Origin of the sequence: Escherichia sp. E2748, assembly GCF_005781125.1 — a bacterium.
Taxonomy (GTDB): domain Bacteria; phylum Pseudomonadota; class Gammaproteobacteria; order Enterobacterales; family Enterobacteriaceae; genus Escherichia.
On sequence record NZ_VATP01000017.1, the window covers coordinates 37,991 to 62,283 of the forward strand.

Here is a 24,293-nt window from a genome sequence, read left to right on the forward strand (position 1 = left end):
TTAAACATGGCTTATAAACACATTGGCGTGGCAATTTCCGGAAATGAAGAAGATGCCTTACTGGTGAACAAAGCCCTGGATCTCGCCAGGCATAATGACGCTCACCTGACATTGATTCATATTGATGATGGCTTAAGCGAGTTGTATCCGGGCATTTACTTCCCTGCAACAGAAGATATTCTTCAACTATTGAAAGATAAGTCAGATAACAAGCTGTATAAACTGACGAAAAATATTCAGTGGCCGAAGACCAAACTGCGTATTGAACGCGGAGAAATGCCGGAAACACTGCTTGAAATTCTGCAACAAGAGCAGTGCGACCTCCTTGTCTGTGGGCATCACCACTCATTTATCAACCGTTTGATGCCAGCATACCGCGGGATGATCAATAAGTTGAATGCGGACCTGCTCATCGTGCCGTTTATCGATAAGTAACCGCTTACCAGTAATGCTCCGCTGTCATGTGGCCCGGTCGACGACGTAAATGTTTCGTCATCTGCCGGGTTTCTTTTAGCAGCTGTTGCGTATCGCGCACCATTTGCGGATTACCACACAGCATCACGTGACTGGTTTCTTTATCCATTGCCAGGCCAACCGCGTTTTCCAGTTCACCGCTTTCAATTAACGCCGGTATTCGCCCGGTGAGCGAACCCGCAGCCGTTTCCCGACTGACCACCGTCTGAATGCGCAGTTTCCCTTCGTAGCGTTTTTCCAGTTCTTGCATCAGCGGCAGATAGCTTAAGTCGGCGGCATATCGTGCGGCGTGAACCAGCACCAGGTTTTTGAAGCGATCTAAATCTTTGCCCAATTGCAGAATTGATAAATAAGGGCCAATCGCTGTACCGGTTGCCAGCATCCACAGTGTTTCGCAGTCCGGCACTTCATCCAGCACAAAGAAGCCAGCCGCCTCGCTGACCACTTGCACTTCGTCACCCGGTTTTAGCGCCGCCAGTCGCGGGCTTAATTTGCCATCGGGAACGGTGACCAGGTAAAACTCCAGATCGGGATTATCGGGCGAGTTAACGTAGGAGTAAGCGCGCTGGACGCGTTCGCCGTCAATTTCAAGGCCAAGTTTAGTGAATTGCCCGGCGGTAAACGGAAGCACGGGAGCGTGAACGGTGAGACTAAACAGGGCGTCGGTCCAGTTCTGCACTTTAGTGACTTTGCCTGTTACCCAATCAGCCATGTTTTTCTCCTGTTTTGATTGACTTGCCTTATCTTCGTTCTCCGAACAAAAAAATTCCAGTCCCGAAGGACTGGAAGGCTCAATCGATCAAATCACTCAGAGAATGTGCACCTGCATATCCGGGTCTTTACGATCCAGATAGTGAATCGACTGAATGCGACGAATAGTGCGGGATTTACCACGGATCAGCAGCGTTTCGGTAGTGGCGATATTGCCTTTGCGGCTAATACCTTCCAGTAGATCGCCCTTAGTGATACCGGTTGCGGAAAAGATGACGTTATCGCTGCGCGCCATATCGCCCAGACGCAACACTTTACCCGCTTCGATGCCCATTGCTTTGCAGCGTGCCAGTTCCTGTTCACCAATGCGGCGATTTTCTGCGTTGTCGCCTTTGACATCATGACGCGCCAGCAGACGGCCATTCATATCGCCATCTAACGCCCGAATCACCGCCGCAGAAACCACGCCTTCCGGCGCGCCGCCAATGCCGTAAAGCACGTCAACTTCGCTGTCTGGCATACAGGTGAGAATTGAGGCCGCAACGTCACCATCCGGAATCGCAAACACGCGCACGCCGAGTTGCTGCATTTCTGCGATAACGGCATCGTGGCGCGGTTTCGCCAGAATCGTTACTGTCAGTTCGCTCAATGGTTTGCCGAGCGCAGCGGCAACATTGCGCAGGTTATCCGCCAACGGCAGATTCAGGTCAATGGCGCCCTTAGCTCCCGGTCCGACGATCAGCTTTTCCATATACATATCTGGCGCGTTGAGGAAGCAGCCTTTATCGCCTACAGCCAGCACCGCCAGCGCGTTAGCCTGGCCCATCGCCGTCATGCGCGTGCCTTCAATCGGATCAACAGCAATATCCACTGCATCACCGCGACCAGTACCGACTTTTTCACCAATGTAGAGCATCGGTGCTTCGTCGATTTCACCTTCACCAATGACGATGGTGCCGTCAATGTTGACCTGGTTGAGCATAATGCGCATGGCGTTAACCGCTGCGCCGTCAGCGGTATTTTTATCGCCGCGTCCTAACCATTTGTAGCCAGCCAGCGCCGCAGATTCAGTGACGCGGGAAAATTCGATGGCAAGTTCTCGTCTCATAGCAAACTCTAAGCAGTAAGGAATGGCGCGAAGTGTAGCACAGGGGAGGGAGCGGATTATTGATGTGTGCGGGGGTTGCCCCCGCACGGTTTCAGAGTCTGTGTGATGCCGGATATGTATCCGGCTCGTAGGCCTGATAAGACGCGTAAGCGTCGCATCAGGCGATCAGCATCAGGCAATCGGTTCAGGTGCCTGACATTACTCGTCGTGTTCTTCCCAGGCCATCGCGCGTTTGACCGCTTTTTTCCAGCCAGCGTAACGGTAATTACGCTCAGTGGTTTCGATGCCAGGACGGAACTCGCGTTCAATCACCGCTTTCTCTTGCAGCTCGTCGAGATTCTGCCAGAAGCCAACCGCCAGACCAGCAAGATAGGCCGCACCCAACGCAGTCACTTCGCGAACTTCCGGGCGCTCAACGCGCGTGCCGAGAATATCGGACTGGAACTGCATCAGGAAGTTATTTGCCACCGCGCCACCGTCCACGCGCAGGGCGTGCAGACGAATGCCTGAGTCGGCCTGCATTGCTTCCAGCACGTCACGCGTCTGATAGGCAATAGACTCCAGCGTCGCACGGATGATGTGGTTGGCGTTCACCCCACGAGTTAAGCCGAAAATGGCCCCGCGCGCATACGGATCCCAGTAGGGCGCACCCAATCCGGTAAACGCCGGAACGACATACACACCGTTGGTGTTTTGTACTTTAGTTGCAAAGTATTCGGAATCGTAGGCGTCGTTAATCAACTTCATTTCATCGCGTAGCCACTGAATGGAGGCGCCCGCCATAAATACCGCACCTTCCAGCGCGTAGTTTACTTCTCCGCTCGGGCCACAGGCGATGGTGGTCAGCAGACCGTTTTCTGATTTCACTGCTTTCTCGCCGGTGTTCATCAGCATAAAGCAGCCGGTACCGTAGGTATTCTTCGCCATCCCTTCTTTCACGCACAACTGGCCGAAGAGTGCCGCCTGCTGGTCGCCCGCAATCCCGGCGATCGGAATACGCGTGCCGCCTTTGCCGCCAATGTTGGTCTGACCGTACACTTCGGAAGAACGACGTACTTCTGGCAGCATCTCACGCGGGATATCCAGCGCGTCGAGCATTTTGTCGTCCCAGTCCAGAGTATGGATGTTGAATAACATGGTACGAGACGCATTAGTGTAATCAGTGACGTGAACGCGGCCCTGAGTCATTTTCCAGATAAGCCAGGTATCAACCGTACCAAACAGCAGTTCACCACGGCGTGCACGCTCGCGGGAACCTTCCACATGGTCGAGGATCCACTTCACTTTGGTGCCAGAGAAGTACGGGTCAATCACCAGACCGGTGTTGTTACGAATGTACTCTTCCATGCCGTCACGCTTGAGATGCTCACAGATCTCGGCGGTACGACGGCACTGCCAGACAATAGCGTTATAGATAGGCTTGCCGGTTTCTTTTTCCCAGACGATGGTGGTTTCACGCTGGTTCGTAATACCGATAGCTGCAATTTGATCGGAATTAATATCTGCTTTCGCCAGCACTTCTACCAGTGTGGAGCTTTGGGTGGCCCAGATTTCCATCGGGTCGTGTTCTACCCAGCCTGGTTTTGGGTAAATTTGCTCAAATTCGCGCTGTGACACGCTAATGATATTGGCATCGTGATCCATCACGACTGCGCGGGAGCTGGTGGTGCCCTGGTCGAGCGCAACGATATATTTTTTTTCAGTCATGTTTAATTGTCCCGTAGTCACATTACAGCGAAGCTTTTTGTTCTGAAGGAGTTGTGATCTCCTTTTCTTCCACAACACAGATATCGCAAGGCAAATGGCGGCCAATCAGTTTGCGGTAGGCGAATGCACCAACAATCGCGCCAACGATAGGGCCAAAAAGCGGCACCAGGAAGTAAGGAATGTCTCTGCCGCCGGTAAAGGCGACATTGCCCCAGCCCGCCAGCCAGGCAAAGGCTTTCGGACCGATATCACGTGCTGGGTTCATGGCAAAGCCCGTTAATGGACCCATAGATGCGCCAATGACCGCAATCAGTAGACCAATCAGCAAGGGAGCCAAAGGGCCGCGCGGTACGCCGTTACCATCGTCCGTTAACGCCAGGATCAGCCCCATCAGAATAGCGGTAATCACCATCTCAACTGCGAAGGCCTGCACAAAATTGATATGAGGGTTAGGATAAGTAGAGAAAGTACCCGCCAGATCAACACTTTCAACGCTTCCGCGAACAATATGATGGGTCTGCTCGAAGTCGAAGAATAAATTGTAGTAAAGCCCGTAAACTAATGCCGCAGCGCAGAAAGCTCCGGCGACTTGTGAAACGATATAAGGAATAACCTTGCGCTTGTCGAAACAGGCAAACAGCCACAGCGCAATGGTGACAGCTGGATTAAGATGTGCGCCGGAAACCCCTGCGGTTAGATAGATGGCCATCGCCACCCCCAGTCCCCAAATAACACTGATTTCCCACTGACCAAAAGACGCGCCAGCGACTTTAAGTGCAGCAACGCAACCGACACCGAAAAAAATCAACAACCCGGTACCGAGGAATTCAGCGATGCACTGGCCTTTCAAGGTTGATGTTTGACTCATAATCGGATCCTGAAGAGTTAATGTTTGTTGTATGCGTGAAAGTCACGGACCTCCACGATGCTTGTAGGCATGCTGTAAACTTATCGTTAACGAGCGAAAACGAGAAATATCGAACTTAAAATGTGTGTGCTTCGTCATAAAATGAGCGTTATCGCGCTATTTTTTTCATCTGTCTATACATGATGTATGTTTGTTAGAACATTAATGTAACAATTTTATTAACATTTTCGATTGGTGTGGATTATGTCACCAGGAGAAGGATGAAAAGTGTGGCAAACCGTAATCTACAAGGCGTGCCGCTGGACAGCGATGGCGCGGCTTCATACAATCGGAGCTAACTAAAATGCGCTCGTATTTATTAAGGCGTCACCGGTAATCGGGACGAGGATTTTTATCCATCAACGCCTTGCAATTCAGGAGAGGTATGACAATGTCATTAGAAGTGTTTGAGAAACTGGAAGCAAAAGTACAGCAGGCGATTGATACCATCACTCTGTTGCAGATGGAAATCGAAGAGCTGAAAGAAAAAAACAACTCACTGTCGCAGGAAGTTCAAAATGCCCAGCATCAGCGCGAAGAGCTGGAGCGTGAGAACAACCATCTGAAAGAACAGCAGAACGGCTGGCAGGAACGTCTGCAGGCCCTGCTGGGTCGTATGGAAGAGGTTTAATCTCTTCCACGCAGAGGCGCCGCAAGGCGCCTTATTTTTTACTTCAGTGTTTTTTGAGCGAATGCGCATAAAAGACCTGACACAAGCACGGGACGTAATAGTGACCCCAGAAAGACTGAACTGATATATTTTCCAGCCATGCCAGGGACCCCGGACCACAGATTGCTGTGCTGAAGGTGACTAAGAAAAACAACTAATATCCATAGTATTAATAAGATAATGCATCTCGTATCAATAATATATCAATCAGATCATTGACGGGCAGAAAGCATCATTTTCATTACTTCTTCTTGATATTCGTCCAAATAATCTGGGTCGATGGCTGCGACCAGTTGTATCAAATTAGTGTTATCCAGTAGAGTCATGAAAATAGCATGTCTTACTTTGCCATCACTCATTGTTTGCACTCCTTCCTGATAAGCGCAGGTAAATCCCTGAACATCACAAACATGCATTTCTGCAGTTCCGTTTTGAGTCTTGGTAAGTTCCTCGATTGAATGTACACCGAGTTCATTTTGTGAGAAGGCAACAATAGCTAAAATAGCATGGGCATCCCGAGTCACCAGGGTTGGTCCTTGTTTTACTATATTGGCAACCCACTGTTTGCTCGGAACCGTGACGGTGATACCTGGCCCCGGGAAAGTATAATCCCATGTGCTGTGCCGTTCCCACACCGTATAGCTGCTATAGATAAGAAATAATCCCATTAACCAACAAGTGCCGCGAATAAAGCTGCGGCTGCTTCTTTTTTTTATCGTTATACAGATGATTGTGGCGGTAATAAATGATAGGGCAAGTGGGTTAAAAAACACGTTAGCAAAATATAAAATCATTTCACCGGTGTTGCCAGATAAAAGGAATTTGTAGCGGAAATGGTTAACGGCTATAAGAAATAAATATATAATTAAAAGAATAATATTCTGCATGAATACGTCCATGTATAAAAAAGGGGAATTTAATTCCCCTTTTAACGCATGGCAGATACTTATTCAATATCCAGCGGATCTTCAGAAAGAATAATCCCGGTATTGTCGGCATAGAGATGGTCGCCGGAGAAGAAAGTGACGCCGCCAAAATTGACGCGGACATCGCTTTCGCCAATGCCTTCGCCAGCGGCACCGACCGGAATTGCGGCCATCGCCTGGATGCCGATGTCCAGCTCTTCCAGATCATCTACCTGACGCACCGCGCCGTAAATGACCAGACCTTCCCATTCATTTTGTACTGCCAGACGTGCCAGTTCAGCATCGACCAGTGCGCGACGAACAGAACCACCGCCATCGACGACAAGGACACGACCACGGCCATTCTGTTCGAGCAGATCGTACAGCAACCCGTTGTCCTCGAAACATTTTACCGTGATGATTTGTCCGCCAAACGACGCCCGTCCACCAAAGTTGGAGAACAGCGGTTCCACGACGTTGACATCTTCTTGATAGATGTCACAAAGCTCGGAAGTATCGTATTTCATAGGCTTAACATTCAGTTGCTGCGAGAATTTTCAGTATATCGCGCTATGTGGGTTGTTGGCAAAATCATCAATTGTTAATTGATATTTGTCAGTTATGTAGCCAACTGGCTTAAGAATATTCCCAAAACAAACAGCAGGTTAGTTAGTAATGCTCCTTTGACGGTGCGTTCCAGCATCGGACGCATCGCCACCGGGTCCATTTCATGCATCACATAACGGGCTTGCTTCACCAGCAACGGTGCTGCCAGCAGGAACAGCCAACCCCACAGGCTATGCAGTGAAAAGAGATTAAACAGCGCCAGACACACCAGCGAGCCCATCAGCAGGCAAGCATGGTAACGACGGGCGTTCACTTCACCTAAGCGCACTACCAGTGTGTTTTTGCCATTCTCGCGGTCGCTATTGATATCGCGCAGATTGTTAATGTTAAGCACCGCCGTTGCCAGCAGACCACAGGCCGTTGCCGGAAGGATCAGCGCCGGAATCAGCGTATGCGCCTGCAAATACCAGCTGCCCATTACGCTCAACCAGCCAAAGAAAACCAGTACGGAAATATCACCCAGGCCGATATAACCATAAGGGCGATTGCCCACGGTATAGGTGATAGCGGCGATAATTGATAACCCACCAAGAATCAGGAAGCCGACAAAATCAGCCAGGTTATGACACGCCACCGCGACCAGCGCCAGTCCAGAGAGGCAAATGAGCACGACGGTAATAATGAGCGCCCGTTTCATCTCTTGCTGGGTAATGACCCCTTTTTGCATGCCGCGCAGCGGTCCAATACGGTCAGGTTTGTCGCTACCTTTGACGGCATCACCGTAGTCATTGGCGAGGTTAGAGAGGATCTGTAATAGCCCGGCGGTAATGAGTGCCAGCAGAGCGACCAGCGGATCGAAGTGACCTTGCCACCATGCCAGCGCCGTCCCGACGATAATTGCAGCAAAGGCGAGGGGGAGGGTTTTAGGTCGTAAACTTTCCAGCCACGCCTGAGTTCGGCTAATTTGTTGTTCAGTCATAATACGCGCCAATAAAAATGGGGCCTTTCAGCCCCATCAAACAATGATGAAAATGATTGAACGCGATTATAGGATAAAACGGCTCAGATCTTCATCTGCCACCAACGCATCCAGATGTTTGCTCACATAATCTGCGTCAATAGTGATGGTTTGACCGCTTAAATCGCTGGCGTCGTAGGAAATCTCTTCCATCAAACGCTCCAGAACGGTATGTAAACGACGCGCACCGATGTTTTCGGTAGATTCGTTTACCTGCCATGCCGCTTCTGCAATGCGTTTGATACCGGAGTCGGTGAACTCAATATTCACGCCTTCGGTCGCCATCAGTGCTTTGTACTGCACGGTGATAGAGGCATTCGGCTCGGTCAGAATACGCTCAAAGTCGCTGGTGGTCAGGGCCTGCAGCTCAACGCGGATCGGCAGACGACCTTGCAGTTCTGGGATCAGGTCAGACGGTTTCGCAACCTGGAATGCGCCAGAAGCGATGAACAGAATGTGGTCTGTTTTGACCATCCCGTGTTTGGTGGAAACAGTACAACCTTCTACCAGCGGCAGCAGGTCACGCTGAACGCCTTCACGAGAAACATCCGGGCCGGAGGATTCGCCGCGCTTACAGATTTTGTCGATTTCGTCGATGAACACGATCCCGTGCTGTTCTACGGCGTCGATAGCGTCTTGCTTCAATTCTTCCGGATTTACCAGTTTCGCCGCTTCTTCTTCAATCAGCAGCTTCATGGCGTCTTTGATTTTCAGCTTACGCGCTTTTTGCTTCTGACCGCCCAGGTTCTGGAACATAGACTGCAACTGACTGGTCATCTCTTCCATTCCCGGAGGCGCCATAATTTCAACGCCCATCGGTGCTGCGGCAAGATCGATCTCGATTTCTTTGTCATCGAGTTGGCCTTCACGCAGTTTTTTGCGGAATGCCTGACGGGCAGCGGAAGGTTCCTGCTGCTGTTCGGTCTGTCCCCAGTTGTTTTTAGCCGGTGGGATCAGCACGTCGAGAATACGTTCTTCTGCCAATTCTTCAGCGCGATAACGGTTTTTCTCGATAGCTTGTACACGTACCATTTTCACTGCGGCATCGGTCAGGTCGCGAATAATAGAATCGACTTCTTTACCTACATAACCGACTTCGGTGAATTTGGTTGCTTCAACTTTGATGAACGGCGCGTTCGCCAGCTTAGCCAGACGACGGGCGATTTCAGTTTTACCGACGCCGGTCGGGCCGATCATCAGAATGTTTTTCGGGGTTACTTCATGGCGCAACTCTTCGTTGAGCTGCATGCGGCGCCAGCGGTTACGCAGTGCAATCGCCACGGAACGCTTAGCGTTATCCTGGCCGATGATGTGCTTATCAAGTTCGCTGACGATTTCGCGTGGGGTCATTTCAGACATGGGAGATCCTTACGCTTTGTAGCTTAATTCTTCGATGGTATGGAAATGGTTGGTATAGATGCAAATATCGCCTGCAATATCCAACGCCTTTTCAGCAATTTCACGGGCGCTAAGTTCTGTGTTTTCTAACAGAGCGCGTGCCGCAGCCTGGGCGTAAGGGCCGCCGGAGCCGATAGCAATAAGATCGTTTTCTGGCTGCACCACGTCACCGTTACCGGTGATGATCAGCGATGCAGTTTCGTCCGCGACCGCCAGCAGTGCTTCAAGTTTGCGCAACATGCGATCGGTACGCCAGTCTTTTGCCAGCTCAACTGCCGCTTTAACCAGATGGCCCTGATGCATTTCCAGTTTACGTTCAAACAGTTCGAACAGCGTGAAGGCATCCGCCGTGCCGCCGGCAAAGCCTGCGATTACTTTATCGTTATACAGGCGGCGAACTTTTTTAACGTTGCCTTTCATTACGGTGTTACCCAGTGTGGCCTGACCATCACCGGCGATTACTACGTGGCCATTACGGCGTACGCTTACTATAGTTGTCACGAGCAGACCCCTTGGTTAGGAATACAGAATTCAAGCCCCGCACAATTGTGCGGGGCATAATGCAAGTATAGATGGGGGAGATTTTGAGGGTTTCAACCCCCGGTGGCGAGCCGAATGCAGTTTGTATGGCCTGCCATCTTCAAACGATTGAGGGTGTTGTCAGCGTTCTCTTTGCCTTTCACCGGCCCGATGACCACACGATTCCAGCCATTGTTGGTGGTAATTTTCGAGTCAAAGCCTTCGAAAGCCAACTGCGCACGTACAGTCTCAGCCTGTTCAGCACCTTTAAATGAACCGCACTGAACCATCCAGCGACGTTCATCTTTCTTCTCCGCTGTTGGTTTCGGCGCTTCAGCCGCGCGTGCTACTGGTGCGGCCTGCTGTGGCTTCGGCTGCGAGGTTGTATGCGCAGGCGTTTGCAGCAGATCCTGGTACGGTTGCTGGGTAGAAGCCGGTTTAGACTGGCGCGGTTGCGCTTGTACCGGCGCGGCTTGCGACGTACGCGTCTGTTGCTGCCAGCTTTGCTCGGTCGTACGCGACTGCTGAGCCAGGCGTTGCTGTTCCGCTAACTGCTGCGCCTGACGCTGGCGTTGCAGCGTTTGCTGGCGCTGTGCCGGTGTCTGCTCATTCCACGGGACTTCGGCGAGCTGCGTTGGTTGCTGACGCATATCAGCCTGCATTTGTTCAAGAAGCTGGCGCTGCTCCGGAGTCAGCTGATCCGGCGTTTTCACTTCGCCGCCAGCAGACGGTTCTGTTGGCGCACGCACGCCCGGCTGGCGACTTTCCAGCTCTTTAATATAGCGCCAACGTTCTTCCGGTTTCGGAGGTAGTCCGTTTCCGGTCACTTTCTGGCTTTGCAGCGTCTCAGACTCTTCTTTCTTGTGGTGCGTAATGAAGTACAGACCCCCGATAAAGGTCACAAGAACGGCTGCAGCAATAGCGACCATTGCGGGAGAAACCGCAGGCATATTTCGTTGCTTTTTCCGTGAGGTGCTCTTTTTTCGCCGCGAAGGTGCCGGTTGGCTGCGGCGTACATAATCTCGTTGTGCCACTATCGTTTCGCTGTATTTATTCGTTCGTCAGCCCGCCATGTTACTTAAGCGGCGGGCCTTTGACCAGTCACGGAAGCCTTAAAGGTTTACTTTAAGATAACGTGCGCGTCGATCCCCGGATAATAAGCTCGCAGTCCATTAAACGTGAGCCGCTTCCGACCGTTTGCCCCTGCATTTGATCAAGCAGTAACAGCATAGCTTCCCGACCAATTTCGTAGCGCGGCTGTGCAATGGTTGTCAGCGGCGGATCGCAAAATTGTGTCAGGTCGATGTTGTCAAAACCGATTATGGAAAGGTCGTCAGGGACTTTCAGCCCCTGGCGTTTCGCCTGAGAAAGTGCGCCGAGCGCCATGACATCGCTATGACAGAAGACGGCAGTTGGCGGTTGCGGAAGGTCGAGCAGCTGTTGCATGGCTTTACTTCCGGCTTCGAAGGTGAAGTCGCCCCGGGCGATATATTGCGGATCAACCATAATGCCGCAGCGACGCAGTGCCTGCACGTAGCCTTGTAGACGGTAGTGACACAATGGCATCTCTTCGGGGCCGGCAATACAGCCAATCAGTTTATGCCCTTGTTCATACAGATAATTTACGGCATCAAAGGCAGCGGTCAGGTTGTCGATATGAACCGTAGGCAGTTCCAGCTCTGGTGCGAATTCGTTCGCCATCACCATCGGCGGCAGATTACGTTGTTCCTCTATGCTTGCATCAAACGGCAGCCTTGAACCCAGCAGCAACATGCCATCAATTTGTTTGGTGATGATCAAGTCGATAAAGGTCTTTTCCTGCTGATTTTGGTGTGCGCAGTCGCCAATCAGTACCAGATATCCATGACTTGCCGCCGTGACTTCGATACCGCGAATAATTTCGCTAAAGAAGGGGTCGCAGATATCCGGGACAATCACCAGAATCGTTCGGGATTCATTACGCTTAGCGTTACGCCCCATTGGCTGCGGAAAATAACCCACTTCCCGGGCCGCTTTTTCAACCCGATTACGGGTGGCCTGGGAGACTTTATCTGGATTCATTAATGCTCGGGAGACGGTCGCTGTAGAGACTTTTGCCTTCAGGGCAACGTCTTTCATTGTTGCGGCAGTTTCCTGCTTCTTCGCTTTCACACTCACTCCTCGCCTGGCACGTCAGGCGTACTACATCCATGTTTACTTCATATCGGCAACATTTTTAGCAGATAGTGCGTGAAAACGGTTACAGAATTTTCATGAAAAGTGTGATGAATATTTAATTTTTCGATCCGCCTCGCATCGTGAGTGGTTTACCCCTCAATGGGATCAACATCCAGCACCCATTTCACTTTGCGTGAATCCGGTATGGTATTGATAAGCGCCAGTGTGCCATTGATGATGTGTTGTAAACGCACGCGGGAAGGGTGCTGCAACAAGATTTGCCAGCGCCAGCGACCGCCGCGTTTAGGCGCCAGCGCCGGAACCGGGCCGAGAACCCACAATTTGTCATCCGCCAATGGGCTGGAGAGAAGCAGATTACGCAACTGTTGCAGGAACAGCGGCGCGTGCTGATTGTTATGATCCTCCGCGCGCACAATCACATGGCTGGTCCACGGCGGCAGTTGCATCATTCGCCGCTCGGCCAACGCCTGTTCCGCAAAAGCGTCATAACCTTTATACAGCAAGGTTTGTAAGAGAGGATGTTCCGGATGGTGCGTTTGCAGCACCACTTCGCCTTGTTTACCTGCGCGTCCGGCACGGCCTGCCACCTGGGTGTATAGCTGGGCAAAACGCTCCGCCGAGCGAAAATCGGCAGAAAACAGCGCGCCGTCCACGTCCAGTAATGCAACCAGCGTTACATCCGGGAAATGGTGACCTTTCGCCAGCATTTGCGTGCCAATCAAAATTCGCGCGCCGCCGCGATGTACTTCTGCCAGTTGCTGCTCCAGCGCGCCTTTACGGCTGGTGGTATCGCGGTCGATACGTGAAATGGCTACACCAGGGAAAAGCGGCGCTAACGTCTGTTCAAGTTGTTCTGTTCCCAGACCCACCGGCACCAGATGGGTAGAGCCGCAGGACGGACACTGGCGCGGTACTGGACGCTGACTGTCGCAATGATGGCAGCGCAAATGCTGCTGCGCCTGATGCAACGTGTAGTAGTGATCGCAACGTGGACATTCGGCAATCCAGCCGCAGTCGTGGCACAGCAGTGCAGGCGCAAAACCACGGCGGTTAAGAAAGAGAATGACCTGGTTATCGGCCTGCAAATGCTGGCGCATACGGGTGATTAACGCCGGAGCCAGCCCCGCCTGCACCTTCTGACCTTTTAAATCCAGTACATGTTGAATTGCCGGACGCGCATTACCCGCCCGACGTGTCAGACGCAGCAGGCGGTATTTTTTCTGCTGCACGTTGCATAACGTTTCCAGCGCGGGTGTTGCCGAACCGAGAATTATCGGGATTTTCTCGCTGTGCGCGCGATATACCGCCAGGTCGCGGGCATGATAGCGCCAGCCTTCCTGCTGCTTGTAGGAACTATCGTGCTCTTCATCGATAACAATCACACCGAGATTTTTAAACGGTGTAAACAGTGCGGAACGGGTGCCAATCACAATCGCCGCCTCGCCATTTTTCGCTTTCAGCCAGGCCGAAAGGCGCTCACTGTCATTCAGGCCGGAATGCAGAACTTCCACTGGCGCATTAAACCGTTCACGAAAACGGGCGATCGTCTGGGGTGTCAGGCCGATTTCCGGCACCATCACCAGCGCCTGCTTGCCCTGAGCGAGCACGTTTTCCAGCACGCTCAAATAAACCTCTGTTTTACCGGAACCGGTAACGCCCGCCAGCAGCCAGGCAGAAAAAGTATCCGCCGCGCTATGAATTGCGCCAACGGCGGTGGCTTGTTCGGTATTCAGCCGTAGACGTTCGCCAGTAACAGCATAGTTCGTTCGCCAGTCGCTAAATTCCGGCGTTTCGCTTGCCAGCTCGCAAAGACCTTTTTTGCGCAGCGCCTGTAGTGCGGCATCGTTGAATTCAAGTTCCGCTACCTGGTCACGCCAGATTTTCCCTTGTCGCAACGCCGCCAGCGCCTGTTGTTGCTTAGGCGAACGTTTCAGGCTGTTGATATCCACCGCCTGACCTTGTTCGGTAGCAAACCAGTACCACATGGGCGCGTTCGCCGCAGGCCGCCCCTGGCGCAATAAAATCGGCAAGGCATGAAACAATACATCGCCAATTGGATGATGATAGTAATCCGCCGCCCAAAGCAGTAAGCGCCAAACGGAACTGGAAAAAACGGGTTCACTGTCCAGCACTTCTACTACGGTTTTCAGTTCGTTGAGCGGCAACTCGCTGACGTCGGTAACTGACACGACAATCCCGATGCGCTCCTGCTGTTTGCCAAACGGCACGCGCACGCGACACCCGGCTTTAACAGTCATGCCTTCTGGCAGGAGATAGTCAAAGGTGCGGGGAAGCGGAACGGGCAAGGCAACGTGGGCAACGGGCATAGCATCATCCTGACTTGAAATTCGGTGGAACAGTATACACATTGCGGTAGAGGAGTGCGGATCAGTTTGCATACGCTGGTTAATTTCTGTATGATTCGGCGCCTTTGATACGAAATGATCGTATTGAAACTATACTTTAAACATCGCGTGGTGTCTGGCGTTAGGGCTGGAAGAGCGACGCGGCCTTAAACCGAGGTTTTCCCATGAAAAAAGATATTCACCCGAAATACGAAGAAATTACTGCTAGCTGCTCTTGCGGTAACGTAATGAAAATCCGCTCCACCGTTGGTCATGATCTGAACCTCGACGTGTGCAGCAAGTGCCACCCGTTCTTCACTGGCAAACAGCGTGATGTTGCTACCGGTGGCCGTGTTGACCGCTTCAACAAGCGTTTCAACATCCCGGGCAGCAAATAAGACCGGATTTCCGAAAAAAGCGCCGAACGGCGCTTTTTTTGTGCCTGAAAACTTTCATTAGCAGGATAACGTATTGGATTGTTATCTTTCCTTTACATCGCGAAAATCCATTTTATCAATACCGTATTTTTTCATGCGCAAATACAGCTTTTTTCTGGGGATCTGAAAGTAATCGGCAACGTCGTTGATACGTCCCTGGAAGAAGTTGAGTGCATCAATAATTATTTGTCTTTCATAGCTTTCAACACGTTCATCAAGTGGTGTTGGATCAGCATCCATCATCTGCAAACTGACTGAATCGTCCAGCATTAAAACACCCACAGCCACCAATTCTGCTGCATTTATTAATTCAATGATATTACCGGGCCAGGTTCGCGCCATCAGTCGTTTATAAAACGTTTTTCCCAGCAGCGGTTGTTGGCGGTTTAATCGTTTACAGGTGAGAGTCAGATAATGGTGAAAAATAGGCTCAATATCCCCCGGGCGTTGACTTAGCGGTGGGCATTCGATGTGGGTAAGTGAAAAAAGAAAATACAATGCGGGAATAATTTTTTGTGTGGCGGCAAGTGCAGCCAGAGGGCTTTGATTAACAACAATCAGACGAAACGATCGATCCTGTGGGCGTTCCTGGAGTTGAATCAAGAGACGCTGATTTTCTTGCGTTAAATATTCAAGTTCTTTTAATAACAGCGTGCCACCTTTGGCTTCTTCCACCCATTTTTCCAGCGGTTGCTGACTATTAGCGCTGAGTATGCGTTCAATTAAAGGCCTTTCCTTGCGAGAACTAAATTGGTGAAGATAATGGGCGGCTAATGTTCTGCCGGTTCCAGGTTCGCCGTAAAAACAGACGGGAAGATCGGTTTCTGCCAGAGTTTCAAGCTGCTGACGCGTCTGACGAACCCAGCCACTGTTACCAATTAAGTGCCGATTAAATTGCGCTCGTCGCCATTTTTTTTGTTCCAGATAATCTTCACGCTCTGCCAGCGCTTTTTCGATAAGCGATAAAAATTGTTCCGGATTGATCGGTTTTTGCAGGAAATCCCACGCTCCTTTTTTTACCGCTTCAACGGCCATTGGGACATCGCCGTGGCCGGTGATCATCAGAATGGGAAGATTAGGATCAATCAGCATTATTTTTTCCAGCAGCATAATGCCTGAAATATCCGGCATACAAACGTCGCATACCACGATTCCTTCCCAGGTATCTTGCAGCAATTGCAGCGCTTCTGAAGGATTGCTACAGGTACATACGGCATAACCCTCTTGCTGTAAGAGAGAACTGTAGGCTTGCAGAACATCATTGTCGTCATCAATGAGCAGTATTGTTGGAGTTGTATCTGTCATGCTTAAAGTTTCCTGAAACATAGAATAACCAACGCATGGCGGTCGAGGGTAGACGCGATATATAGCTCTCCCTGGCACTGACGCATAATAGAATGACTAATCGAAAGACCAATACCTAAACCTACAGCTTTGTCAGTCGTAAACGGTGTTAATAGTCGATCAGCCAGAAGCACTGGCCAGCCTTTTCCATTATCAGCAATATAGAGCGTTAACGTGGTGTCTTCTTCTTCAAAGTTAATGGTTATTGTGGGCGGTTTTTCCTGACTGGCTTCCAGGGCATTCGTAAATAAATTAACTAAAACTTGTTGAATCAAAACATCGTCGCCATAAACGGCAGGAAAATTATCCGGGTAGTGAAGAGATGCTTTCAGTGGCCGATGTTTCAATGCCAGAAGCTCCCAGGATGAATAAATTACCTGCTGTAAATTAATTGCTCCACCTACGAGTTCACCATCGCGGCGGCGGGCGAAGTTTCGCAGTCGTTTAACGATATTATCCATGCGCTCAACCAGCGATCGCATCGTAACGATATAGTTTTTCGCCAAACCAGCGTCTTGTTGCTCTATAGCGCGATTGGCGCTGAACAGGTACATAGATAATGCATTAAGCGGTTGATTGATTTCATGTGCCAGTGTTGTCATTGTCTGCCCGACTACGGCCAGTTTGGCGGTTTGGATCAATTCACTTTGTGCTGTTCGCAGATTTTTTTCTGTCGCGATTCGATCACAGATTTCCTGCCCCAGTTGACGTTGCTGCTGATTAATTTGCGCTATCGTCTGGCGGAGTAGGTTGGCAATTCTACCAAGCTCATCATTGCCGGAGACTGGAATATCTGCATCGAGTTCACCGTTACTTAATTTGACGACGGCATCATTCAGTAAGCGAAAACGGCGGATCATTCTTGGCCGAATGTAGAAGTAATTCACCAGAATAACGAACAGTAAGGCCGTCACCATAGCGGCAAAAATCAGTAGTCCACTAATTTGCATTATTTTTTCTAATCGCAGATTGAAAGTTTGTAGCTGTTGATGGCTATTACCCAGTTGCGTTTCTAATTGACCGCGTATTTGCGTAAATACACGCTCTTTATCCCTGATGGTATTCATAAGGGTCTGTTGAGCCTGCCGCCAGGCGGCCAGAGTTCCGGGTAGATAATTTTGCTGTGTACCCAGTTCCCACAGGGAATAAACTGTCTGGTGTAATGTAATAGTGCTGGAATAAGAAGCTAACGACCGCACATTTTCGTCAATGCTATGCTTCAAAAAATCCAGGTATTGAATATGTTGTCTTAACGACTCGGTATCATTGTTATGCGTGTTAAGCATCTCCTTTAAGGTACTGACGATTTCAGTTTCTATATGTGAGAGTTCGAAAACGAGCTGCAACTCGTTTTGAATAGATTGCAGTGCATTTTGCAACCCCTGGTTTTCGTGAAGATCTTTCCGTTGGCTGAGTTGATTGAGCAATGATGATTGTTGCCAACTTAAATCCTGAGTCAGGGAGTTGAGTTCATTATTGAAATCGTCATGCAACCAGTTAACTCTTGACGATATAACGTCGAGTTTTCCGTTTTCCTTATTATGTTCATTTAATGCTTTATCGAGATTACTCAGCAATTTGCGACTACTGGCGACCTGTTGGTTAAGCGCACTTTGATGTACTGAATCAAGATGGGGATTAATTGACTGAATTTTTTGTAGTCGTTGTTCAATTTGCTCTCTTACCTGAAGGCGGCTATCGGTGTTGGTTGTCTGTTGTAGCTCATTGAATTCATTTACCAATGCCGTGAGATTTTCTTCAAAAAGAAATGAAGCCTGAATTCGTGGGAAATAATCGTCAAGTGCGTAGCGAACCTGGGAATTTTGCTCATGCCAGGAATAAAGGCTAACTACACTAACGAATAGCGTAAGAACGGCACTAAAAACAAAGGCGAGACGCAAGCTCGTCCCGATAGTATGTAGTTGTTTCACTTTAATGACTCAAGTTGCGTATTCACTAATTGCTGCTGCTGCAGGAAAAACTGCTGCCATGCCATAATCTGGGCTTCACGAAAACCTGATTGCAGTTCGAATTGCTGTAGATATGTAGGATTAACAGACTGTTGCGGAGTAACGGGAACCGCGGTTAATAGTGCGCGCACCTCTGGCAATGTCCGCTTAAGTCGATGTTCTGCGGCATATAATGCTTTCCAGCTTTTCTGAAGCTCGGTAAGGCGAAAAGTAATCGCATAATCAAATAACAATTGCACAAGCTTTTGGCGTTGCATGATCAACGGATAATCAAGCGAAGGAGATGCAAATAACCGCATTTGTTGGTCAGCGAGTGGAGTGCCGGAGGGCAGAGGATATACCGGATACTTCCCTGAATCAGAATCGCTCAGTGCTTGCTGGCCTTCCTGACTCAACAAGAAATCAATAAAACGTCCCGCCTCTTGTGGATGATTACTGCCTTCTGTAATGGCAATAAACATAGGCGCTGCGCGCGAGTTGGGGAAATAGCTGAAACGTAAAGTTGAATTATTAAGCAGTACGTTAGCGTAATTGTCGATTACCGGACCAGCGTCCCCCAGTCCTGTACTGATCTTATTTGCTACGCCGAAGCTACGTGATGAAATGGTGGCGAGATTACCGCCTATTTTCAGTAGTGTACTCCAACCGCTACTCCATCCTTGTTGTTGCAGGAGATCTTCAATCATCAGATGAGTAGTATCTGAACGAGAAGGACTGCTCATTAATAGCGTTCCTTGATAACGCGACTTACTTAATTCCTGCCATGACGTTGGCACAGGCTCTTTTTTGTCTTCCAGATGCGCCACATTGATAAGAATGCCGTAGCCCGATATGGCAACAGCAACGGTGGTTGAACGAATGGATTCCGGTACTAACTTTCTACTTGTTTCTATTTGATTATTAAATGGCTGGAGCAGATTTTTACTTTGTAACCGCTGTAGCAACATCGGGGATGAACTCAGTACCAGATCAATATTTTCACCCAATGGATTTTCCAGCAGGCGCTCAATAGATGCACTGGTTCGGTTGAGCGTACGGATTTTGGTTGCCTGTGGTTGCTTTTGCCATTGACTGATAATGTGCTCTGTCGCTTCCGAAGAAAGCGTTGTAGCAATCACTAATTCATGCGCTGAGGCAACGCTGATATATAAAATCCAACAGATTAGCGCTCTTTGTATAATGCGAATCATGTCAAAAATCCCATTAATAAGAGATAAATTCCTGGGCTGTAATCCATGTTGTTATCCATTAGTTAACATAAGCAACGAACTTCAAGCCATGTGTTTTTGTATTTGTAAATTATCATTAATTCGGCAAGCAACCAGCATTACTATATCCGCAAGTGACTGTTACGGAAATGCGCATTAATTAATTTCCACATTTTCGCTCTCAGATTCAGGTTCTGACTGTATAGCAGTAAAAAATGAAATTTGTTATTGGCGGCTTCATCCCATTTTTTTACTCGTTGAGGATGGTAATAACAAGCACTATCGTAAATAGGGTCATCTGCGGTGGCCTGATGCAGACTTAGCGTCTCAGTAATCATGACGGAGTTCCAGTCTTCAGAAACCATAAAAAAGGCCTTAATTTGAGTGCAAATCAGCGTGTTACGACGGATATCCTGAAGGTGTTCAGACTCTGCTTTTTGTTGTGCGGTGATGAAGGTTTTCATGTTGTGCAGCATGGTTCTCTGGCATAACAAGAACAAGTACCTTCAATGATCCCGATTATAGAAGCAAAATATGTGATTGAACTCAAAAAATGAAAATTTTAATAAAACTAATTTTTTTTAAATTGGGCCTGTTGTAACCCGTTAAGGTTTAAATAATAACCATGTTGCATTTTCCAAAATCAAATATGGGAAAGAAATGGAACATTGAATTTGTTTTTTTGAGTCAGTTTTGACTCATTTGCCCTGTATTGTAACTTAAACTCTCTTGCTTCACTATCTTCAAAACTCACTAAGCAAAGGCTTTTTAAATACTCTTCAGAGAGTAGTAATGAGCATTGCTATGAATATTATTATTTGATTAAACAACACTATGAACTGGAAGGTGATATATGCTTTCTTTATTGAAACCTAAAGTGGCAACACATAAGGTTCCTGAAAGTGAAGTGAAAAGTACCTATAATCGTTACCGTATGCAGGCGTTATTCAGCGTATTTATCGGTTATCTTTCGTATTACATTGTCAGGAATAACTTTGTTCTCTCTACACCGTATTTAAAACAAGAGCTTAATCTTTCTGCGACGCAAATAGGGCTGTTAAGCAGTTGTATGCTGATAGCCTACGGTATTAGTAAAGGGATAATGAGCAGTCTGGCGGATAAAGCTAATCCTAAAGTATATATGGCAGTGGGTTTAATACTTTGTGCTCTCGTTAACGTGGCACTTGGTTTTAGTTTCGCGTTCTGGATGTTTGCGGGGCTGGTCATTTTAAATGGCTTCTTTCAGGGAATGGGTGTTGGCCCGTCGTTTATTACGATCGCCAACTGGTTTCCTCGTAAAGAACGGGGCATTGTCGGCGCGGTCTGGAATATTTCGCACAACGTGGGTGGTGGTATTGTTGCTCCGATTGTCGGCGGCGCATTTGCCGTACTGGGCACTGAACACTGGAAAATAGCAACATATGTTATTCCAGCGATTGTCTCTGTTGTCATTGCTATCGTGGTACTGATGTCAGGTAAAGGTTCACCGGTAAGTGAAGGTTTGCCGCCATTAAACGAAATCGTTCCGGACGACATCAGCATTAAAGCAAAAGATGATCGTGCGCCGGAAGATATGACGGCCTGGCAAATTTTTTGTACCTACGTGCTTAAAAATAAGAATGCATGGTTTGTCTCTTTCGTTGATGTTTTTGTCTATATGGTGCGTTTCGGAATTATCAGCTGGTTACCTATTTACCTGTTAAGTGTGAAGCATTTTACGAAGACCGAAATGAGTACGGCATTTTTAATCTTCGAATGGGCAGCGATTCCAACGACATTATTTGCTGGCTGGTTGAGTGATAAATTATTTCATGGTCGCCGTATGCCACCAGCTATTATCAGTATGGTATTGATTTTCTTCTGCCTGTTGGGCTACTGGAAAAGCGATTCTCTACTCTCTATTACTATTTTCGCGGCTTGTGTAGGCTGCCTTATCTATGTTCCGCAGTTCCTGGCTTCTGTTCAGACAATGGAAATTGTTCCCAGTTTTGCCGTGGGCTCCGCTGTCGGTTTGCGTGGTTTCATGAGCTATATTCTTGGAGCGACGCTTGGTACAAGCCTGTTTGGTATTATGGTCGATGAGGTTGGTTGGGATGGTGGTTTTTATCTTCTGCTTGCTGGTGTTATCTGTTGCATCATTTTCTGTACGTTAACGCACTTTGGTGCGATCGCTATGGAAAAACAACGTCAAAATGATGCTGAGACGTATCAACCAGAGCTTCAGACCCAAAAAAGCTAAGTTTTAGGGCCAGTCACGATGTGATTGGCCCACTCGCTACTCCGCACAATTGCCTTTCATCATCGATTTCGTACCCGTTTGGTTGCGTAAAGCGCATTTCGAGTTATGGCAAAACGCGATTAACGTTTGCGGCGGGAACGCCAGCCGTGTTCACAGTAATCCATTACCACGAAAACAGCGGCCACTCTTTGGCGACGGTAGTGAGTTGTGGCGCATCGAACAGGGCTTGTGGCGAAACCACCGTTTCCTCAAGCGGGATATTTTTACCGTATCGTTCTTTAAGCTTTCCCTGGACCAGCGGGTTGCTAAGATCGAATTCTTTCAGCTTTTGCTGTTCACCTATGCGCATTCCCAGCGCGTTCTGATAAACCTTCCAAACGACTTCCGAGCAGTACTGACGATCATCGCTCCACGAGAAGCTAAAGTCATACGGTTTGCCGAGATAACGTTTTGCCGTTTGCGCCAGTTTTTGCTGTTGTTCGGTATTCAGTCCGCCTTCAACGCGGCGAACAATGTATTTGCCATCTTCACCGTGGGCGATCCACTGCTTGAGGGGGGTGTATTTCACCGGGCCGACCGCTTCAAAAACGTAGGGCTTTTTGTTGCGTATCACCAGCATACCGGTGTGGCTGTAATCGGAATGAGTTGCCAGTTGGATCGCTTTACTTTGCGATGAGCGAGAGATCTGAAAGATGATGTCGCCGGTTTGTGGTTGCCAGGCAAAGGCAGGTACAGAAACCAGCAGGCTGAGGATCAGCAGCCTGTTTTTCATAGTTAAACGTCCATGTATAAAAAAAGCGGCTGGTTAATGCCAGGCCGCTTTTTTCAGCATTAGTATTCCCACGTCTCCGGGTTAATCCCCATCTCACGCATGATCTCTTTTGCCGCTTCCGGAATTTCGTCGCTGCGCTCTTTACGCAGGTCGGCATCATCCGGCAGAGGTTGCCCGGTAAAGGCATGCAGAAACGCTTCGCACAGCAGTTCGCTGTTGGTAGCGTGACGCAGGTTGTTCACCTGACGACGCGTGCGTTCATCGGTGAGGATTTTTAACACCTTAAGAGGAATGGAAACCGTAATCTTTTTGACTTGTTCACTCTTCTTGCCGTGCTCAGCGTATGGGCTGATATATTCGCCGCTCCATTCAGCCATGAGATACTTAATCCTCTTCGTCAATAAATTGAAACCAGACCACACAATTAATGTGGGTAATGGCCATAAACCCGCATAGTTTACCGTACAGGCGCTACCGTGACATCGTGTAATGCACCTGTCGGCGTGATAATGCATGTAATTTTAACGGTTATTGGGGAATTGCTCAATCTATACGCAAAGAAGTTTAGATGTCCAGATGTATTGACGTCCATTAACACAATGTTTACTCTGGTGCCTGACATTTCACCGACAAAGCCCAGGGAACTTCATCACATGACGCGTAAACAGGCCACCATCGCAGTGCGTAGTGGGTTAAATGACGACGAACAGTATGGTTGCGTTGTCCCTCCAATCCATCTTTCCAGCACCTATAACTTTACCGGATTTAACGAGCCGCGCGCGCATGATTACTCGCGTCGCGGCAACCCAACGCGCGATGTGGTTCAGCGGGCGCTGGCGGAACTGGAAGGCGGTGCTGGCGCGGTACTTACAAATACCGGGATGTCAGCGATCCACCTGGTCACTACCGTCTTTTTGAAACCTGGCGATTTGCTGGTTGCACCGCACGACTGCTACGGCGGCAGCTATCGCCTGTTTGACAGCCTGGCAAAACGCGGCTGTTATCGCGTGCTATTTGTTGATCAAGGTGATGAGCAGTCATTGCAGGCGGCACTGGCGGAAAAACCTAAACTGGTGCTGGTAGAAAGCCCAAGTAATCCATTGTTACGCGTCGTGGATATTGCGAAAATCTGCCATCTGGCAAGGGAAGTCGGGGCGGTGAGCGTGGTGGATAACACCTTCTTAAGCCCGGCATTGCAAAATCCGCTGGCATTGGGTGCCGATCTGGTGTTGCATTCATGTACGAAATATCTGAACGGTCACTCTGACGTGGTGGCCGGCGTGGTGATTGCTAAAGACCCGGACGTTGTCACCGAACTGGCCTGGTGGGCAAACAATATTGGCGTGACGGGCGGCGCGTTTGATAGCTATCTGCTGCTGCGCGGGTTGCGAACGCTGGTGCCGCGTATGGAGCTGGCCCAGCGCAACGCGCAGGCGATTGTGAAATATCTGCAAACCCAGCCGTTGGTGAAAAAACTGTATCACCCGTCGCTGCCGGAAAATCAGGGGCATGAAATTGCCGCGCGCCAGCAAAAAGGCTTTGGCGCAATGTTGAGTTTTGAACTGGATGGCGATGAGCAGACGCTGCGTCGTTTCCTGGGCGGGCTGTCGTTATTTACGCTGGCGGAATCGTTAGGGGGAGTGGAAAGTTTAATCTCTCACGCCGCAACCATGACACATGCAGGCATGGCGCCAGAAGCGCGTGCTGCCGCCGGGATCTCCGAGACGCTGCTGCGTATCTCCACCGGTATTGAAGATGGCGAAGATTTAATTGCCGACCTGGAAAATGGCTTCCGGGCTGCAAACAAGGGGTAAAA

23 protein-coding genes are annotated in these 24,293 nt (G+C 49.3%); 5 read left to right on the forward strand and 18 right to left on the reverse strand.

Annotation, left to right across the window (positions count from 1 at the left end; genetic code table 11):
• The first annotated feature begins 6 nt into the window (after nt 1-6).
• Nucleotides 7-435, forward strand: coding sequence for a universal stress protein UspD (uspD, locus tag FEK42_RS14500; protein WP_130206622.1), 429 nt, complete (start codon nt 7-9; stop codon nt 433-435).
• A 4-nt stretch (nt 436-439) separates the two neighbouring features.
• Here the strand turns inward: uspD and fpr are convergent, their stop codons facing one another.
• The 4 genes from fpr to glpF form a co-directional block, all read right to left on the reverse strand.
• A complete protein-coding gene (gene fpr, locus FEK42_RS14505; RefSeq protein WP_130258344.1) occupies nt 440-1,186 on the reverse strand; it encodes a ferredoxin--NADP(+) reductase in 747 nt (248 codons plus the stop codon).
• Between the two features lie 96 nt (nt 1,187-1,282).
• Nucleotides 1,283-2,293: a class II fructose-bisphosphatase gene (gene glpX, locus FEK42_RS14510; protein WP_130206618.1), complete on the reverse strand. Its 1,011-nt coding sequence runs from the start codon at nt 2,291-2,293 to the stop codon at nt 1,283-1,285.
• A gap of 198 nt (nt 2,294-2,491) precedes the next feature.
• Nucleotides 2,492-4,000, reverse strand: a complete 1,509-nt coding sequence (gene glpK, locus FEK42_RS14515; protein ID WP_130206616.1) for a glycerol kinase GlpK — start codon at nt 3,998-4,000, stop codon at nt 2,492-2,494.
• Nucleotides 4,001-4,022: 22 nt separating this feature from the next.
• A complete protein-coding gene (glpF, locus tag FEK42_RS14520) occupies nt 4,023-4,868 on the reverse strand; it encodes a glycerol uptake facilitator protein GlpF (protein WP_130206614.1) in 846 nt (281 codons plus the stop codon).
• 424 nt (nt 4,869-5,292) lie between these two features.
• On the opposite strand from glpF, the gene zapB reads away from it, so the two are divergent.
• On the forward strand, nt 5,293-5,538 hold the full coding sequence (gene zapB, locus FEK42_RS14525) for a septal ring assembly protein ZapB (protein ID WP_001296623.1): 246 nt from the start codon (nt 5,293-5,295) through the stop codon (nt 5,536-5,538).
• A gap of 251 nt (nt 5,539-5,789) precedes the next feature.
• Here the strand turns inward: zapB and FEK42_RS14530 are convergent, their stop codons facing one another.
• The 8 genes from FEK42_RS14530 to priA form a co-directional block, all read right to left on the reverse strand.
• Nucleotides 5,790-6,464 carry a hypothetical protein gene (locus tag FEK42_RS14530; RefSeq protein ID WP_135493208.1) on the reverse strand — a complete coding sequence of 225 codons (675 nt, stop codon included), beginning with the start codon at nt 6,462-6,464 and terminating at the stop codon, nt 5,790-5,792.
• 59 nt (nt 6,465-6,523) lie between these two features.
• Nucleotides 6,524-7,009: a ribonuclease E activity regulator RraA gene (gene rraA, locus FEK42_RS14535; protein WP_000872908.1), complete on the reverse strand. Its 486-nt coding sequence runs from the start codon at nt 7,007-7,009 to the stop codon at nt 6,524-6,526.
• 92 nt (nt 7,010-7,101) lie between these two features.
• Nucleotides 7,102-8,028 (reverse strand): 1,4-dihydroxy-2-naphthoate polyprenyltransferase, encoded by a 927-nt coding sequence (menA, locus tag FEK42_RS14540; RefSeq protein WP_135410666.1) that lies wholly within the window; start codon nt 8,026-8,028, stop codon nt 7,102-7,104.
• Nucleotides 8,029-8,094: 66 nt separating this feature from the next.
• Nucleotides 8,095-9,426 carry an HslU--HslV peptidase ATPase subunit gene (gene hslU, locus FEK42_RS14545; RefSeq protein WP_001293348.1) on the reverse strand — a complete coding sequence of 444 codons (1,332 nt, stop codon included), beginning with the start codon at nt 9,424-9,426 and terminating at the stop codon, nt 8,095-8,097.
• Nucleotides 9,427-9,435: 9 nt separating this feature from the next.
• A complete protein-coding gene (hslV, locus tag FEK42_RS14550) occupies nt 9,436-9,966 on the reverse strand; it encodes an ATP-dependent protease subunit HslV (RefSeq protein WP_000208242.1) in 531 nt (176 codons plus the stop codon).
• A gap of 92 nt (nt 9,967-10,058) precedes the next feature.
• On the reverse strand, nt 10,059-11,018 hold the full coding sequence (ftsN, locus tag FEK42_RS14555) for a cell division protein FtsN (RefSeq protein ID WP_131161567.1): 960 nt from the start codon (nt 11,016-11,018) through the stop codon (nt 10,059-10,061).
• A gap of 91 nt (nt 11,019-11,109) precedes the next feature.
• Nucleotides 11,110-12,135: a DNA-binding transcriptional regulator CytR gene (gene cytR, locus FEK42_RS14560; RefSeq protein WP_130237791.1), complete on the reverse strand. Its 1,026-nt coding sequence runs from the start codon at nt 12,133-12,135 to the stop codon at nt 11,110-11,112.
• 155 nt (nt 12,136-12,290) lie between these two features.
• A complete protein-coding gene (gene priA, locus FEK42_RS14565) occupies nt 12,291-14,489 on the reverse strand; it encodes a primosomal protein N' (protein WP_131161568.1) in 2,199 nt (732 codons plus the stop codon).
• 203 nt (nt 14,490-14,692) lie between these two features.
• On the opposite strand from priA, the gene rpmE reads away from it, so the two are divergent.
• Nucleotides 14,693-14,905, forward strand: a complete 213-nt coding sequence (rpmE, locus tag FEK42_RS14570) for a 50S ribosomal protein L31 (RefSeq protein ID WP_000710769.1) — start codon at nt 14,693-14,695, stop codon at nt 14,903-14,905.
• 81 nt (nt 14,906-14,986) lie between these two features.
• On the opposite strand, the gene FEK42_RS14575 is transcribed toward rpmE, so the two are convergent.
• From FEK42_RS14575 to FEK42_RS14590, 4 genes are all read right to left on the reverse strand, one after another.
• Nucleotides 14,987-16,249 carry a sigma-54 dependent transcriptional regulator gene (locus tag FEK42_RS14575; protein ID WP_135493209.1) on the reverse strand — a complete coding sequence of 421 codons (1,263 nt, stop codon included), beginning with the start codon at nt 16,247-16,249 and terminating at the stop codon, nt 14,987-14,989.
• A gap of 2 nt (nt 16,250-16,251) precedes the next feature.
• Nucleotides 16,252-18,219 carry an ATP-binding protein gene (locus FEK42_RS14580; RefSeq protein WP_135493210.1) on the reverse strand — a complete coding sequence of 656 codons (1,968 nt, stop codon included), beginning with the start codon at nt 18,217-18,219 and terminating at the stop codon, nt 16,252-16,254.
• Entirely contained in the window at nt 18,216-19,448 is a 1,233-nt protein-coding gene (locus FEK42_RS14585) for an ABC transporter substrate-binding protein (protein WP_135493211.1), read from the reverse strand. Before FEK42_RS14585 ends, FEK42_RS14580 begins: the two co-directional genes overlap by 4 nt.
• Before the next feature lie 140 nt (nt 19,449-19,588).
• Complete coding sequence (locus tag FEK42_RS14590; RefSeq protein ID WP_138211872.1) at nt 19,589-19,930, reverse strand: hypothetical protein; 342 nt, start codon at nt 19,928-19,930, stop codon at nt 19,589-19,591.
• Nucleotides 19,931-20,319: 389 nt separating this feature from the next.
• Here FEK42_RS14590 and FEK42_RS14595 point away from each other — a divergent pair, with 389 nt between their 5' ends.
• Nucleotides 20,320-21,705, forward strand: coding sequence for an MFS transporter (locus tag FEK42_RS14595; RefSeq protein ID WP_135493213.1), 1,386 nt, complete (start codon nt 20,320-20,322; stop codon nt 21,703-21,705).
• Nucleotides 21,706-21,868: 163 nt separating this feature from the next.
• On the opposite strand, the gene FEK42_RS14600 is transcribed toward FEK42_RS14595, so the two are convergent.
• Entirely contained in the window at nt 21,869-22,477 is a 609-nt protein-coding gene (locus FEK42_RS14600; RefSeq protein WP_135493214.1) for a YiiX family permuted papain-like enzyme, read from the reverse strand.
• A 59-nt stretch (nt 22,478-22,536) separates the two neighbouring features.
• Nucleotides 22,537-22,854 carry a met regulon transcriptional regulator MetJ gene (gene metJ, locus FEK42_RS14605; protein WP_000852812.1) on the reverse strand — a complete coding sequence of 106 codons (318 nt, stop codon included), beginning with the start codon at nt 22,852-22,854 and terminating at the stop codon, nt 22,537-22,539.
• 276 nt (nt 22,855-23,130) lie between these two features.
• On the opposite strand from metJ, the gene metB reads away from it, so the two are divergent.
• Nucleotides 23,131-24,291: a cystathionine gamma-synthase gene (gene metB, locus FEK42_RS14610; protein WP_131161573.1), complete on the forward strand. Its 1,161-nt coding sequence runs from the start codon at nt 23,131-23,133 to the stop codon at nt 24,289-24,291.
• Nucleotides 24,292-24,293 lie beyond the last annotated feature (2 nt).

Coding starts and splice junctions, on each gene's coding strand:
- FEK42_RS14600 (WP_135493214.1), bottom strand. CDS start 22,477: ATGAAAAACAGGCTGCTGATCCTCAGCCTGCTGGTTTCTGTACCTGCC.
- glpX (WP_130206618.1), bottom strand. CDS start 2,293: ATGAGACGAGAACTTGCCATCGAATTTTCCCGCGTCACTGAATCTGCG.
- uspD (WP_130206622.1), top strand. CDS start 7: ATGGCTTATAAACACATTGGCGTGGCAATTTCCGGAAATGAAGAAGAT.
- hslU (WP_001293348.1), bottom strand. CDS start 9,426: ATGTCTGAAATGACCCCACGCGAAATCGTCAGCGAACTTGATAAGCAC.
- FEK42_RS14585 (WP_135493211.1), bottom strand. CDS start 19,448: ATGATTCGCATTATACAAAGAGCGCTAATCTGTTGGATTTTATATATC.
- metJ (WP_000852812.1), bottom strand. CDS start 22,854: ATGGCTGAATGGAGCGGCGAATATATCAGCCCATACGCTGAGCACGGC.
- zapB (WP_001296623.1), top strand. CDS start 5,293: ATGACAATGTCATTAGAAGTGTTTGAGAAACTGGAAGCAAAAGTACAG.
- rraA (WP_000872908.1), bottom strand. CDS start 7,009: ATGAAATACGATACTTCCGAGCTTTGTGACATCTATCAAGAAGATGTC.
- glpK (WP_130206616.1), bottom strand. CDS start 4,000: ATGACTGAAAAAAAATATATCGTTGCGCTCGACCAGGGCACCACCAGC.
- fpr (WP_130258344.1), bottom strand. CDS start 1,186: ATGGCTGATTGGGTAACAGGCAAAGTCACTAAAGTGCAGAACTGGACC.
- priA (WP_131161568.1), bottom strand. CDS start 14,489: ATGCCCGTTGCCCACGTTGCCTTGCCCGTTCCGCTTCCCCGCACCTTT.
- FEK42_RS14530 (WP_135493208.1), bottom strand. CDS start 6,464: ATGCAGAATATTATTCTTTTAATTATATATTTATTTCTTATAGCCGTT.
- FEK42_RS14590 (WP_138211872.1), bottom strand. CDS start 19,930: ATGAAAACCTTCATCACCGCACAACAAAAAGCAGAGTCTGAACACCTT.
- glpF (WP_130206614.1), bottom strand. CDS start 4,868: ATGAGTCAAACATCAACCTTGAAAGGCCAGTGCATCGCTGAATTCCTC.
- menA (WP_135410666.1), bottom strand. CDS start 8,028: ATGACTGAACAACAAATTAGCCGAACTCAGGCGTGGCTGGAAAGTTTA.
- rpmE (WP_000710769.1), top strand. CDS start 14,693: ATGAAAAAAGATATTCACCCGAAATACGAAGAAATTACTGCTAGCTGC.
- FEK42_RS14575 (WP_135493209.1), bottom strand. CDS start 16,249: ATGACAGATACAACTCCAACAATACTGCTCATTGATGACGACAATGAT.
- metB (WP_131161573.1), top strand. CDS start 23,131: ATGACGCGTAAACAGGCCACCATCGCAGTGCGTAGTGGGTTAAATGAC.
- FEK42_RS14595 (WP_135493213.1), top strand. CDS start 20,320: ATGCTTTCTTTATTGAAACCTAAAGTGGCAACACATAAGGTTCCTGAA.